Source organism: Pseudomonadota bacterium (genome assembly GCA_039024915.1).
Classification (GTDB): Bacteria; Pseudomonadota; Alphaproteobacteria; order Rhizobiales; family MH13; genus MH13.
In genome coordinates this window covers 228,003-239,888 of record JBCCPK010000003.1, presented here as the reverse complement: position 1 = coordinate 239,888, position 11,886 = coordinate 228,003, and the positions used below count along the sequence as shown (strand labels likewise).

The 11,886-nt window shown below is 58.3% G+C and carries 13 protein-coding genes and 1 tRNA gene; 8 read left to right on the top strand and 6 right to left on the bottom strand.

Features of this window, described 5'->3' with window-relative positions; translation table 11 throughout:
- Positions 1-24 precede the first annotated feature (24 nt).
- Complete coding sequence (locus AAF739_07335) at positions 25-804, bottom strand: transporter substrate-binding domain-containing protein (protein ID MEM6382467.1); 780 nt, start codon at positions 802-804, stop codon at positions 25-27.
- Between the two features lie 355 nt (positions 805-1,159).
- Here AAF739_07335 and AAF739_07330 point away from each other — a divergent pair, with 355 nt between their 5' ends.
- On the top strand, positions 1,160-2,434 hold the full coding sequence (locus AAF739_07330) for an Mrp/NBP35 family ATP-binding protein (GenBank protein MEM6382466.1): 1,275 nt from the start codon (positions 1,160-1,162) through the stop codon (positions 2,432-2,434).
- Here the strand turns inward: AAF739_07330 and AAF739_07325 are convergent.
- Both AAF739_07325 and AAF739_07320 read right to left on the bottom strand, forming a co-directional pair.
- Positions 2,421-3,686, bottom strand: coding sequence for a multidrug effflux MFS transporter (locus tag AAF739_07325; protein MEM6382465.1), 1,266 nt, complete (start codon positions 3,684-3,686; stop codon positions 2,421-2,423). The two genes, AAF739_07330 and AAF739_07325, sit on opposite strands and share 14 nt — an antisense overlap.
- A gap of 267 nt (positions 3,687-3,953) precedes the next feature.
- Positions 3,954-4,124: a hypothetical protein gene (locus AAF739_07320; GenBank protein ID MEM6382464.1), complete on the bottom strand. Its 171-nt coding sequence runs from the start codon at positions 4,122-4,124 to the stop codon at positions 3,954-3,956.
- 140 nt (positions 4,125-4,264) lie between these two features.
- Here AAF739_07320 and gcvA point away from each other — a divergent pair, with 140 nt between their 5' ends.
- Entirely contained in the window at positions 4,265-5,179 is a 915-nt protein-coding gene (gene gcvA, locus AAF739_07315) for a transcriptional regulator GcvA (protein ID MEM6382463.1), read from the top strand.
- Here the strand turns inward: gcvA and AAF739_07310 are convergent.
- A complete protein-coding gene (locus AAF739_07310) occupies positions 5,176-6,051 on the bottom strand; it encodes a DMT family transporter (GenBank protein ID MEM6382462.1) in 876 nt (291 codons plus the stop codon). The two genes, gcvA and AAF739_07310, sit on opposite strands and share 4 nt — an antisense overlap.
- Between AAF739_07310 and AAF739_07305 the strand changes: the two genes are divergently transcribed.
- Complete coding sequence (locus AAF739_07305; protein MEM6382461.1) at positions 6,044-6,637, top strand: DUF971 domain-containing protein; 594 nt, start codon at positions 6,044-6,046, stop codon at positions 6,635-6,637. The genes AAF739_07310 and AAF739_07305 overlap by 8 nt on opposite strands.
- A 104-nt stretch (positions 6,638-6,741) precedes the next feature.
- Positions 6,742-7,227 carry a hypothetical protein gene (locus AAF739_07300; GenBank protein ID MEM6382460.1) on the top strand — a complete coding sequence of 162 codons (486 nt, stop codon included), beginning with the start codon at positions 6,742-6,744 and terminating at the stop codon, positions 7,225-7,227.
- A gap of 43 nt (positions 7,228-7,270) precedes the next feature.
- On the opposite strand, the gene AAF739_07295 is transcribed toward AAF739_07300, so the two are convergent.
- Positions 7,271-7,345 (bottom strand) — tRNA-Val (locus AAF739_07295).
- A 47-nt stretch (positions 7,346-7,392) separates the two neighbouring features.
- Positions 7,393-8,091 (bottom strand): phosphoglycolate phosphatase, encoded by a 699-nt coding sequence (gene gph, locus AAF739_07290; protein MEM6382459.1) that lies wholly within the window; start codon positions 8,089-8,091, stop codon positions 7,393-7,395.
- 115 nt (positions 8,092-8,206) lie between these two features.
- Between gph and rpiA the strand changes: the two genes are divergently transcribed.
- The 4 genes from rpiA to AAF739_07270 all read left to right on the top strand — a co-directional run bounded on the left by rpiA (position 8,207) and on the right by AAF739_07270 (position 11,850).
- Positions 8,207-8,923 (top strand): ribose-5-phosphate isomerase RpiA, encoded by a 717-nt coding sequence (rpiA, locus tag AAF739_07285; GenBank protein ID MEM6382458.1) that lies wholly within the window; start codon positions 8,207-8,209, stop codon positions 8,921-8,923.
- A 106-nt stretch (positions 8,924-9,029) separates the two neighbouring features.
- Positions 9,030-9,590: a DUF2059 domain-containing protein gene (locus AAF739_07280; protein ID MEM6382457.1), complete on the top strand. Its 561-nt coding sequence runs from the start codon at positions 9,030-9,032 to the stop codon at positions 9,588-9,590.
- 28 nt (positions 9,591-9,618) lie between these two features.
- The gene (gene gor, locus AAF739_07275; protein ID MEM6382456.1) at positions 9,619-11,049 is read left to right on the top strand and encodes a glutathione-disulfide reductase; all 1,431 of its coding nucleotides are present in this window, start codon (positions 9,619-9,621) and stop codon (positions 11,047-11,049) included.
- A gap of 15 nt (positions 11,050-11,064) precedes the next feature.
- Complete coding sequence (locus tag AAF739_07270) at positions 11,065-11,850, top strand: hypothetical protein (GenBank protein MEM6382455.1); 786 nt, start codon at positions 11,065-11,067, stop codon at positions 11,848-11,850.
- Positions 11,851-11,886 lie beyond the last annotated feature (36 nt).

Here is an 11,886-nt window from a genome sequence, read left to right as displayed (position 1 = left end):
GCGCGACCCTCAAAGTCGGTTGGCTTACATGTCACCCGCCAAAAATGGGAACCATTCACCTGCCAGAGCGGCGATGGTGCCATCTGCTTCGAGAGCTTCAATGGCTGCGTTCAGCTTCTCGCGTAACTCATCATCATCCTGGCGCAGCGCGATGCCGACGCCTTCACCGAAGTATTCTGGATCGGTGTAGTCGCCGGGCAGAAAAGCGCAGCAGGCACCGTCATCGCTTTCGAGCCAATCGTTCATGGCGCTTGAATCGGCAAGCAGAAGGTCAATCCGGCCCGCAGCAAGATCGAGGTTCACCTCATCCTGTGTCGGATACAGGCGAATATCGCTGTCGCCATAGATGTCCTCGAGGAAGTTGGCGTGGATCGTTGCAGATTGTGTCCCGATCGTCTTGCCCGCGAGCGCTTCAGGCGTGGTCTCCGTGATCCCCGAATCCGTCGCAGCAACGAACCGGGCTGGCGTCGTGAAGTACATGCGGGTGAAATCGACGACTTCCTTGCGCTCGGCGGTGATCGACATCCCAGCCATGATCGCATCGTAGCGGCTTGCAAGAAGAGCCGGAATGATGCCATCCCAATCCTGAGCGATGAATTCGCACGTCACGCCAGCTTCTTCGCAGATGGCGTTGGCCAAATCGATTTCAAAGCCCACCAGATTGCCGTCTGAATCGGTGAAGTTATACGGAGGATAAGCGCCTTCTGTGCCGATCCTCACCACATCTTGCGCGGACACGGCTGTGGCACCGGCAGCTATTGAAAACGTTGCGAGCGCCGCAACAGCGAAGCGGTTGATTGTCATGTATAAATCCTGTTCCCTGTGAACTCGAGCGCGGCCATCTCTGTTAAAGCCAAGACGGTTTGGCGCTAGACAGTCCGCAGAACACACCATTTACCGTGTCCTTGCAACGCCTTGTGGCGCAGCACCTGCCGGTTTGTTAGGCGATGGTGACCAAATGGGCAGGCAAACCCAACTTATTTGGTCGGCACACCTAGATTGACCCGCAAGCCATACTGTTGCTGCGTGCTGAGCTAACCGCGCAGGGAGGCGGCCTGAAACCGCTTTGGAAGTCGGCGGGTATTCGGTAGAGTAGCGGGCGAATTGGGCACTCAGATAGTGGCGTCGATCAGATAACGGAGCGCGCCAGGAACGGTGTATGGTACTCGATACGATCAAAGGCCTTCTCGGTGGCAAACGGACCGATAGTTCGAACGGCCTAATGGCAGCGATCAACGAGGTGATCGATCCTCTTTCCGGCCTGCCGATAGGACAAACCGATATTCTGTCTGACCCGAGCCTGCAGGACGGAAGGCTGTTGCTCACTCTGACCGTCGCCCCAGAGCAGGTCTCAACTTACGCCCCTGTTCGCGACGCACTCGAAGCTATTCTTTCCAATCGGCCTGAGGTCGAACGGGCATTCATCGTCTTGACCACAGAGGCGCCCGCACAACGCACGGTGCCAGCATCAAGTGTAAAGCCCGACGCTGCGCGCACTGTTGCAGAGGTTCGCAAACCTCTCAATCACAGCGGCGGGTCTGTCGGTCGTACCGCCAAAAAGAACGATCCGAAGGAAGCCAGCCCGGCTCGTACGATGGGAGGCGTGGACTATAGCGAGATCGGGGCAATCATTGCGGTTGCTTCCGGCAAGGGTGGCGTCGGCAAATCGACCACAACCGCGAACCTCGCAGTTGCCTTCGCCTCCATGGGGCTCAAGGTTGGTGTTTTGGACGCCGACGTTTATGGCCCGTCAATTCCCCGACTGTTCGGGGTCACGCAGCCCCCCATTTTCGACGAGAGCAAACGTGCGCAACCGCCTGTCGCTTTCGGCGCGAAAGTCATGTCGATGGGATTTCTTATCGAAGAGGGCGCGCCGATGGTCTGGCGTGCGCCGATGGTTGTCTCGGCTTTACGCCAACTGCTGTCGGATGTTGTGTGGGCACCGCTTGATGTTCTGTTGATCGACATGCCGCCCGGCACCGGTGATACACAGCTGACAATTTCTCAGCGGGTTCCGCTTGATGGTGCCATTATCGTCTCTACTCCCCAGGATTTGGCGCTGATCGATGCGCGCAAGGGGGTTGCGATGTTTGAGAAAGTTGAGGTGCCGGTGCTCGGTATCGTCGAGAACATGAGCGTCTTCGTCTGCCCGAACTGCGGAACGGCCACCCCCATTTTCGGCCATGGAGGCGCGCGAGCGGACGCAGCGCGCTTCGGCGTACCATTCCTTGGCGAGATCCCCTTGCACCTAGCGATCCGAGAGACATCGGATGCGGGTACACCGATCGTAGCGCAGGAGCCGGACGGCGCGCATGCGAGCGCTTACAAGTCGATTGCGACGGCTGTTTATACAGACATCAAAGCGCGGCAAGCTGGTGGACGCAAACCGCCATCGATCATCATCGAAGACGAGCTTGATGCTAGTCCTGCGTGATCGGTTCGCTTTCGCGTCCGACAAATTGCCGCTCAAGCCGGCCTGAGGCCGTGCCTGCCAGCAGCGCTGCAATGGACAAGAGCAGCATGATGACGATCAGCGGCCAGATGCCGAGATGGATAAACCATCCAACAAGGACCGTCGCGGCGGCGCCGACCATGACCTGAAGCCAGCCCGCGAGCCCAGACGCAGTGCCCGCAAGATCGGGCCGTACCGAAAGCGCACCTGAGAAGGTATTCGGCAGGCACAGACCGTTGGCGAGCGAAGACAGCATCATCGGCGCAAACAGCGAAAGCGGGTGAGCGAGGCCCGCCAGAAACAGCAGCGCTAGAGTTGCCATGGCAAACAGCGACAGCAGATTGCCGATGAGGATCATGCGCTCACCGCCAACCTTTTCGCTGTAACGGCCAGCGAAAAAGTTGCCGATTGCATACCCGCCAGCAAGAAACCCGAAATAGAGCCCATAGGTTACCGGGCTAAGACCCAGTTCGCGTTGTGCAATTAACGGCCCACCGCCGAGGAAAGCGAAAAAGATTGCTGACGCGAGAGCCCCTGTCAGCGCAAACGCCCAGAAGCGGGGCTGCCCGCCAAGGTCAAGGTGTTGGCGGACCAATGCGTCGGGCGCGAAGCTCGTCTGAGGTTTCAAATTGGTCTCAGGCAGCAAAACCAGGCAGGCGATAAGGAGCGCCAATCCCAGGGCGAACAACAAATCAAAGGACGCCCGCCAGCCATAAAGCCCGTCGAGCAAGCCGCCGATAGCCGGGCCCATCATTTGGGCGACAGCCATCCCCATCGTCACATAGCCCAGAAGGCTGGCGGCGGTTTGCCGGGTGGAGATATCGCGAACGATGGCGCGACCCAAGACCATCCCGGCGCAGCCGCCGACCGCCTGGAAGCCGCGCGCGATGATCAAACCCTCAATGCTGGTTGCAAAGCGGCAGGCGAGTGTCGCCAAAAGAAAAATCAAAAGCCCGACCAGCAGGATGCGGCGCCGTCCAAACCGATCAGACAGCGGGCCGATGATCAATTGAGCGTTCGCCACCGTGAACAGGTATACCGATAAGGTCAGCTGCAGCTGAGCATCGGTAGCCTGTAGATCGATCGCCATCCCCGGAAGAGATGGCAGATAGATGTGCATGGTCAGTGGGCTGGTCGAGACGATCAGCACCAACAGCAGGGTTGCTGGTCGCCTGCTGAGAACGGTGTCTGACGGTGTTGCACCGTGTGAGGCAGAGTCTTGCGAGGCGGTCACCGCGCACGGACCTTTCGGGTGAAGGACAAATCGCCCGGGCGATGATGTCCAAGAACAAATAAAGGCGTCGCCACAGCGAGAGCGCTCCGCGGAGCGCGCGATGGCAACGCCTTCACTATGCTCTTAGGGTCCAGCGGCCGGTCCGCCAAGGTTTGTCGCGACAAGTGAGCGGTTATTCCGCCCTAAACGGCCGTTTGTCGCGACAAGTCACCTCCTTATTCCGGCCTTTTCCGGCCTTGTTTGGCGCCGTTTTGGCGTCCGTTCGGCCTAGGCTGCGGCGTGACCGCGCGGTGGTTGTGTTTTTTGCGTGGGCGTCGAACCACGCAGCGGATTGCTCGCGCGGAGCTTTGCCAGCAGATCGTAAGCTGCGCGGGACCGTGCTGTCCGGCCTGCCATGATGTGTGCGGAGAGGTCTTTGCGGGTGCTGTCGAAAAGCATGATCGTTCCTTTCAGTTTTCGTCGGCGGGCGACTGCCGACATCGTTTCGTGTTGATGCGAACATGCGCCTTGATCACCCTGCTGACAAACGGATAGATTATGCCTTCAGTACAAAAAATTTGAAGTGAAGGCGATGTGCGATGGCGCGTTTACCGACGCTTAACGGGCTTCAAGCGTTTGAAGCTGTCGCGCGTTCAATGAGCTTTTCTCAAGCGGCTGAGGAGTTGAACCTCACCCCATCAGCTGTCAGCTACCAGGTGCGCAACCTTGAAGATCAGCTTGGTGTCGTTCTGTTTGAGCGCCTCAATCGCGCCATTGCGCTGACCGAAGCGGGCAAACGTTTTCACCCCGACGTGCGCGAAGCTTTCGCCCGCCTGCGTCTCGGGGTGGACCGGCTTTCGGCGCAAACGCCGGACAATGTGCTCGTTGTATCCACGGGTCCGAGCTTTGCGGCCAAATGGCTTTCGCCCCGGCTTTTCTCGTTCATGGATCAACATCCCGATATCGAAGTCAGGATTTCCGCGAGTTTGAAGCTGGTGGACTTCGCCCAAGATGGCGTCGATGTCGGCGTACGGTTTGGGGGCGGCACTTATCCTGGTCTTGAGAGCATCCATCTGCTTGGCGACGAACTGACGGTTCTGTCAGCACCAAGCTTCCTGACGGACCATCCCCTGGAAACGCCGGCGGATATAGCGAAGCTTCCGCTTATCATCGATGAATCGATGGCCCAATTCGAGGGTGCGCCCTCCTGGGTCAATTGGTTTTCCAATGCGGGAGTTACCTACGATCGGGAGCCGCGCGGTTTGCGTTTCAACCATGCCGACCACGCCATTGACGCAGCGATCCGCGGCTCCGGCTTTGCACTTGCTCGTACATCGCTGGCACAAAACGACGTCGATACTGGTCTGCTTGCCGAGCCTTTTCCCAATCTCCGCCTGCGCACGCCGCTGGCCTTTTATCTGGTCATGCCCCCGACGGCGCGCCTCAAACCAAAGGTTGCTGCGTTCACCAGCTGGATTCTGCGCGAAATGGGCTTACCCGATGATCGAGGCTAGGAGCGTTTCAACTGGCGCTCACGAGCGATCATCGCGATACCGCTGCCGACAACGATCGTGAGCCCCAGAAGCATCAGCGCATCAGGTCGGTTGCCGAATATGAACATATCAATCAGCAGCGCCCAAATGACGATTGAGTAGCGGAACGGAGAGCTAACGGATACGTCTCCGCTTCGCATCGCGACCGTGACGGCGAGATAGCCCATCGTCAGAAACGCAGCTGACAGGCCAAGAAGCCCAAGCCCACGTGCATCCGGCATGACCCATTCCTGAAACGGCGCGAGCAAAAATCCCATAATCATGACAGACGCACTGGTGACGAGGTTGATTGAAATGGCCGGTAGCGCGGGATCGATCGAGCGGGTTGAAATATCGCGGACGACATAGAAGATCACCGCCGCCACCGCCCAAAGGCTGGCAGGTTGAAAGGCGGCTGTACCTGGCCGTATGATCAGCAGAACACCGAGAAAGCCCGCAGCGATAATGGTCCAGCGTCGCCACCCCACATGTTCCTTGTACAGGATTGCTGCTGCACCGACGATCACCAGTGGTATGGTCTGAAGAACTGCGTTTGCGCTGGCGATCGGGATCTGGATGATGGCGTTGTAATAAAGCAGCGTCGCCATGCACTCGCCGAACGCCCGCACCCCGACGGCCCGATCTTTGAGCGTTGGCAGTTTGCGTATTGCGCCGGTTGCAAAGCCCAGCCCTGTTAAAATGACGAGGATGGCGATTCCGCGCAGTGCGATCATCTGGCTGATGGGCAAATCGCTCGACGCGGCCTTGATGGCGCTGTCGGTCCCGATAAAGCCAACCATCGCGATGCAGATCGCGAGTATCCCGCGCGTGTTGGGCGATAAATTGTTGAACACGAAGACTGTCCGGCTGCTGGGCGCTGATGGCGCCACGTCGAACACGACCGCGCACTGTCTCAAGCGTGCGCGTTTAGGAACGCAGCTGCAAGCCCTTTCTGACCGTTCAAAGTTGGTAGGGCGCGCATCGATTGCCTATATAGATTGCATGACCGAGCGGCTGGTTTGGGATGTCGCTGGCATTGTCGACCACATGCGAGGATCAGTTCAGATGGACGAGAGAAGCCGCTGGCCCGAAGAGTTGCGGCTTTTGAAGGGTCGGCGCAGCTTGCGCGTACGTTTTGACGACGGGCTTGAGGGCGAGTTGCCCGCACAGCTCCTACGCGCGTTCTCCCAGTCAGCGCAGGTCCAGGGTCACGGCGCAGTCGAGAAGATCGATGGCGCCGTTGATGACACCATCACGGTGACCAACATTGAGCGTGTGGGAAGTTATGCTGTCCGCCTGATTTTCAGTGATGGTCATTCGACGGGCTACTACACGTGGGCGTTTCTCGAAGATTTCATCGAACGTTTGGCAGAGCGCAGGAGCGCATTCGAAGAAGCGCGCGCAGCGCGTCGGCGCAGGGTAGAAGCTACACAAGCCTGATCCGATCAAGCCGCCCAACAGGCCGCACTTGAAGGCGGCGGGCACGCGCCTAGCTGCACAAAGCATTCCAAACCGGTCGTCTCCTCGAACAGTTGAACACCTGCATGCGTCTCTCTCATCACGGAAATGATCTGCTGATCACCGATCAATCGCTTGGGCGAGGGGCCTTTATGGTCGCGATCGGGGTGTTCCTGCTCGCCGCTGCTTTGGGTAGGCTGACGGACATGACGACCTTTATGCAGCCCGGCACGCTCGCCTACTTTGTTATTGGCAGCTATCTGATTTGGAGCGGCATGCGCCGGCTGGTGGCGACGCAGCTGATCGTCGACCCCGACAGGCGAATCGTGGTCGCCAAGCGCTGGACCATTTCTGGCGCTGACGTTCAGCGTATCCCCTTCGGCGCGGTGACTGGCTTTGCGATCGTTCCGGAAGGCGAGGAGAAAAAGACGTCGCTTGTTATCCAAACAACACGTGGAGACGTTATCGGCTCAGGTGGAATGAAGGGCGCGCGGGCCGCTTGGGAGGAAATCATCGCGGCCATTGATGCGCATATGAACAAGCCAGTCGGGGCTGAAGATGGCGCAAAGTAATGCTCTTCACCTTGCCTGCCCGCGTTCGGCTACGAAAGTAAGTTGGTGGGCATGACTGGGATCGAACCAGTGACCCCTCGCGTGTGAAGCGAGTGCTCTCCCGCTGAGCTACACACCCAAATCTAGGCTAGCACCTACCGGTCTCGTCTATACGCGTCAAGCAGACTACACCCCCATCAGAGCGGCAACCGCATCGGGCAGCTGCGCGAAATCATCAATCAAACGATCGGCACCAAGCTCGTCGCTCGTGCCTGTGAAGTATCCGAATGATACTCCGACGACGGGAACGTTGGCGTCCCGGGCGGCACCAATATCCGGCGCGGAATCGCCAACCATGATTGCGCGCGATGGGTCGCCACCAGCTTTCGCAATGGTCTCTAGAATGTGCCGCCCATCAGGCTTGCGAAAAGGGAAGCTGTCACCGCCCGTTATGGCTGCGAAACGCTCCAGAACCCCCAGTTCCGTTACCAACTGAACTGCGAGCGCTTCGGGTTTGTTGGTGCAAATGGCGAAGCGCCAGCCGTCCGATCGCATGGTGTCGAGCGCTCTCAGAACGTTGGGAAACAAACGCGTGTCATTGGCAATGTTCTGCCGGTAGAAGGCAATGAATTGGCCGACCCGCTGCACCGCCTGTTCCTCATCGAGCGGGACCTTCTGCGCACGATAAGCGCGCTCGATCAGAACGCGTGCACCGTGGCCAACAAAGCCTCTGGCTTCTTCAAAGCCTGCAGGTCGCAGGCCATTGGACCGCAAGACGTGATTAAGAGCCGCGATAAGGTCAGGCGCGGTGTCGGCCAAAGTGCCATCAAGGTCGAAAACGCATACGCATTCGCCTTGTGAGGGCGGAGTTGATGTGGAAACCATCGGCGACACCTTCACCGGCAGTCATCACCGGTGCATACAAGAAGATCGAAGGGCAGATTGCGCGACGCTGCACAGATCACATGTGCAGCCGCGATGGCAAGAGGACGGTTTTTCTATGGAGCTCGACCAACTCAAGTTGGAGGTCGGCGACCGTGCTGCAAAGGAAATCAGAGACGGGATGGTGCTCGGTCTCGGAACCGGTTCAACGGCCGAAGCCTTTTTGCATGCCCTTTCGAAACGCGTTGACGATGGCCTGAACGTGCGCGGTGTGCCGACATCCCAACGCACCGCTGACCTGTGCAACACGCTGGGTATCCCGCTCACTGATCTTGACCGCGACCCGGTCCTCGATTTGGCGGTGGACGGCGCAGATGAAATTGACCCAGACCTTAACCTGATCAAAGGCGCTGGTGGCGCGCTGTTGCGTGAGAAAATTGTGGCAGCTGCCGCGCGGCAGATGCTCGTCATTGCCGATGCCACCAAATATGTTGACCGGCTCGGAGCGTTTCCCTTGCCGGTGGAGATCAACAAGTTCGGAGCATCTGCGACGGCAACGCAGGTGGAGCGGCTGTGCGCACGAATGGATTGGCGGGTCGATGCCACCATACGGATGCAAACCGATCAAGAGGGGCGTGAGACCGCTCCAGTAGAGACGGATGGGGGGCATTGGATCGTCGATTGCAAGCTTGGCATGATCGATAATCCCAAAGCGCTTGATACCGCTTTACTCGCCATACCCGGGGTGGTTGAAACTGGCCTGTTTCTGGGAATGGCGGATCGCGCGTTCCTCGCTACCGGTGAAGGCGTCGAGGTTTTGCACCGCCACGGCTGACCCCAGACAAAATCGCTGCTTGCGTCGCAAGGGTTACATCGGTTCGGCTTTCCCGCTATTGAAGCCGCCGAACTCCTCAATTCCGCAATGAAAGATGCGCTTGACCATGAGCTTAACGATGATTGCACGCCAGTTTTCGCGTCTCGCTGCAACACTAGTCCTTTGTACTGCAACGGCGGCACCCTTAAGCTTGATCGCCAGCACGCCGACTGCCGCTCAAGGGATCGAATTGGCTGACCCCGCAACGCTCACCGATGAGCATCGGCGTTTGGGGGCGTTGTTTGCTGAATTGATGGACGCAAACCAACTGTACATCACGCCACTTAACGCTTTACGCCGTGATATCATCCGCCAATTGGTTAGCACAAACCCTGATATATCCGATGTCGTGACAGAGGCCGCCGACGAAGCCTACCTCGATATGGCGACGGAGACCGGCCCTTTATTTGGCCAGATCGCTGAGCTTTACGCCCAGGCTTACACAGTCGAAGAGCTTGAGACGCTGATAGCGTTCTTCCAGTCGCCGGCGGGGGAAAAGTTCCGGTCCGTGCGGCGGGCAATTGATCGGGCATCAATCGATCTCACATTCACATGGAGCGACGCGATTAATGCCATTTATCTCGCCCGTGTGCGCGAATTGCTGACAGAGCGCGGCGTCGAGCTTTAGTGCAGTAACAGACGCCGAAAGGGCAACAATGTCCGATACACAATTCGACTACGACCTTTTCGTCATAGGCGGCGGGTCGGGCGGTGTCCGTGCCGCGCGCATAGCGTCGTTGCACGGTGCGAAGGTCGCTTTGGCCGAGGAATATCGGTATGGCGGTACCTGCGTGATCCGCGGCTGTGTGCCGAAAAAACTCCTGGTGTATGCGTCGCACTTTCCCGAGGTTTTCGAAGATGCGGCAGGGTTCGGCTGGTCCGTCGGGGAAAGTAGCTTCGATTGGCGCTCGCTCATCGACCACAAGGACAGCGAGATCGATCGTCTCGACGATATCTACAAGACCAACCTCGAAAAGGCCGGCGTAGAACTGCACAAGACCCGCGCCGTCATAGAGGGCCCCAACACTGTCCGCCTCTTGGAAGGTGATCGACAGGTCACGGCGGGCAAGATCTTGGTTGCGACGGGCGCGGCACCGGTAATCGATACAAAGATTCCCGGCCATGAACATGTGATCACCTCAAACGAGGCTTTCCATCTCGATCAGCTACCCAAAAGCATCCTGATCGCTGGCGCGGGGTACATCGCCATCGAGTTTGCCGGTATTTTCAACGGGCTGGGCGTAGATACGACCGTGATCTATAGGCGCGGGAACATTCTGCGTGGGTTCGATGATGATTTACGCGCCCATCTTCGCGATGAGATGATCAAGAAGGGCGTGAAGTTCGTCTTCGACGATGTCATCACAAACATCGACAAGCGCGAGGATGGCAGCCTCGTCTCCTCGACCACCGCCAGTGGCGAGATTGTCACCGATCAGATTATGTTTGCCATTGGGCGGGCGCCCAACACTGGGGGTTTGGGCCTTGACACTGCTGGTGTCGAAACCACGAAGATCGGCGCTATCGGCGTGTCTGCTGATAGCCAAACCAGTTGCCCGTCGATCTACGCTGTCGGCGATGTGACCAACCGTGCCAATTTGACACCGGTCGCGATCCGCGAGGGCCATGCCTTCGCTGATAGCGAGTTTGGTGGCAGGCGGTGGACCGTCGACCATAGCCTGATACCGACGGCGGTCTTCTCCCAACCAGAGCTCGGCACAATGGGGCTGACCGAAGAGCAGGCGCGTGCCAAATTCGAGAACCTGGACTGCTACATGACGCGTTTTCGCGCGATGAAGCACGCATTTCCAGGTCGCGATGAATACATGATGATGAAGATCCTCGTCGATGCGGACACCGATAAAGTCGTCGGTGTGCATCTGGCAGGCGAGGGGATGGGCGAATTGATCCAGGCTATCGGCATAGCGGTGAGCATGGGGGCGACTAAAGCTGATTTCGATCGTACGATCGCTGTGCATCCCACCGCAGCGGAAGAGCTGGTGACAATGCGGGTACCAGCAATGAAGATACGCTCCCCCGACCACCCGGACAACATGCTGGATGTGGGTCTAACGCCGCGTGGCTAATGTGCGGAGTAAGGCTTGATCCCGGCACAGATCAAGACGATCTGGGCAAGGCGTTCTTTCAAGCGTCGCCCCTTTATTGGCGCTCACACCCGCTCGATTTTTCTGGTTCGCACACATCAATGGAACCGGCGCGCGCAAACTCTTTACAAAACGCTGTGCAAGGATGTGGGCGCGTCGCAGGTTCTGGTCTCCTTTGACACCCGGATCAACCCGCTGCCCGTTGATGTGCCCTGTCAGGCGATTGACCGGCAATGGGTTGAGAGCATGGGCCTATGTGCACCGGAAAATTATGGTTGGCGTTGTGGCGACTACAATTGGTACCGGGCGCTCGACATGCCGTGGAAGTCACTATGGTTGGTGGAGCCCGACGTACGGCTGGTGAACCTCAGCTACGCTGAGCTTGACGCTATGTTCGCCGACAACGATGCCGATTTCATCGCAAACCGTGTAGTCCAGGCACCGCCGGATTGGACTTGGAACGAACGCGCAAGCCGCCTCGCAGATACGATCTACCTGAGCTTCTTTCCCATTACCCGGATCCGCCGATCCGCCGCTGAGGCCTTGTTGGTTCAGCGACGTCGATGGTCCACCATATTCCGAAGAAATGGCTTACCGACCCCCGAATGGCCCAACGATGAAAGCTTTGTCGCCACCGTGATCGGGAACAGCCCTACCATGACCTACGATCAATTGTCGAAGCGCGGTATAGACTGTTCTTTGTGCCGATACCGTGGTGTTTTCACCCAAGCCGATATGGACACCCTGAAGGGCCCTGCGCTCGTCCACCCGGTGAGGTTATGATCCCGCGTGGCTTTCAGCGCGCAGAGCTTTTCAGGC